1 protein-coding gene is annotated in these 1,685 nt (G+C 33.1%); it reads left to right on the forward strand.

The features are described 5' to 3' along the window. Positions 1-1,685: hypothetical protein (locus tag DW963_RS13350; protein WP_158568733.1), on the forward strand; the 1,685-nt coding region annotated here is incomplete at both ends.

Genomic DNA, 1,685 nt, shown 5'->3' on the forward strand with positions numbered 1-1,685 from the left:
GATACATTTGATTATTCTGTAAAGTATGTCATTGAAGGAACAGATACAGAACTTGTTCCTGGATATACTAAGTCAGCAACGTTTGGAACAGAAGTTGGAGCTGATAAGAAGAATATCGAAGGTTATACAGTAGTAGATGCTGATAAGAAGTTAACTATTGGTTCAGATGAAAGCCAGAATATACTTGTTATTGAGTATAGAGCTAATACATACGGATATTCAGTAGAGTATTACTATGACGGCGTTAAGGATGAGTCAGCTACAGAGAATAAAACATCTCAGTTTAATACTATAGTAAATTCATATGATTCTAAAGAAAAGACTGGTTATAAGTTTGAGAAGACTGAGAATTTACCATTAACAATTACAACAGATGCGTCAAAGAACGTAATTAAAGTATACTATGTAAAAGATGCAAGTCAGACAAAGAACATCACATATACAGTTAAGTACTTTAAGGACGGAGTAGAAGTAACAGCAGATGAGCAGAAGGAAACAAAGCAAATCTGGGTTAACGATACAAAAGCACCTGTTGAAAAATCTGCTATTAACACAACAGATAAGTATGAAGGATTCTCATTTGATGCAGACACAACTGGAGTAATTCCTGACACAATAGGTAATGATGGTGTAATCAGAGTATATTATGTTTCTAATGAATATGCGTATACAGTAGAGTATTATTTCGATGATGTAATAGATAACTCTAAGACTGATACATTTAAAGCTAAGTATAATACACAGGTAAATACATATGCTGATAAGAAGGAAACAGGATATAAGTTTGAAAGAGCAACAGCACCAATTACAATTACAACGGATGCTTCAAAGAATGTAATCAGAGTATACTATGTAAAAGACTGGTTTAAGTACACAATTAATTACTACTATGATGGAGTAATTGATACGAGTGCTACAATTAATGATAAGGCAGCATTTGGAACAACAATAAAGTATACAGATAAGGTAAAGCCAGGCTTTAAGTTTGTTAAGGCAGATGGTTCACCATTAGTAATATCTATCAATGAAGCTGCTAACGTAATTAATGTATATTATCAGTCAAACTCATATGCATATACAGTAGAGTATTACTATGATGGAATTATTAACACTGAAAAGACAGAAAAGAGTGCTGCAAAGTATAATTCAGTGGTTAATGATTATACAGATAAGTGCGATACTGGATATAAGTTCGAAAAGGTAGAAGGACTTCCATTAACAATAGCAACTGATGAGTCACAGAATGTAATCAGAGTATATTATGTAAAGGATGAAAGTCAGACAAAGAACATCACATATACAGTTAAGTACTTTAAGGATGGAACAGAAGTAACTGAAGATCAGCAGACAAAAACAGATACTGTATGGGTAAATGCTTCATCTAATATGACTGTAGATAAGACAGCTATCAATACAACAGATAAGTATGTTGGATATAAGTTAGATACATCAGCAACAGGAACAATACCTGACACAGTAACTGACGGAGATGTTATCAACGTATACTATGTAAGAGATAATGACCAGAAAAAGGCAGTATCTTATACAGTAGAGTATTACAAGGATGGAGTTAAGGATGACTCTAAGACAGAGACATTTACTAACAATATATGGGTAAATGATAACGTACAGCCAGTAGATGCAACAAAGATTAATGTTACAGATAAGTTCGGAGCAGGATATAA

It is taken from the genome of Eubacterium sp. AM46-8, from assembly GCF_003466705.1.
GTDB lineage: Bacteria > Bacillota > Clostridia > Lachnospirales > Lachnospiraceae > Lachnospira.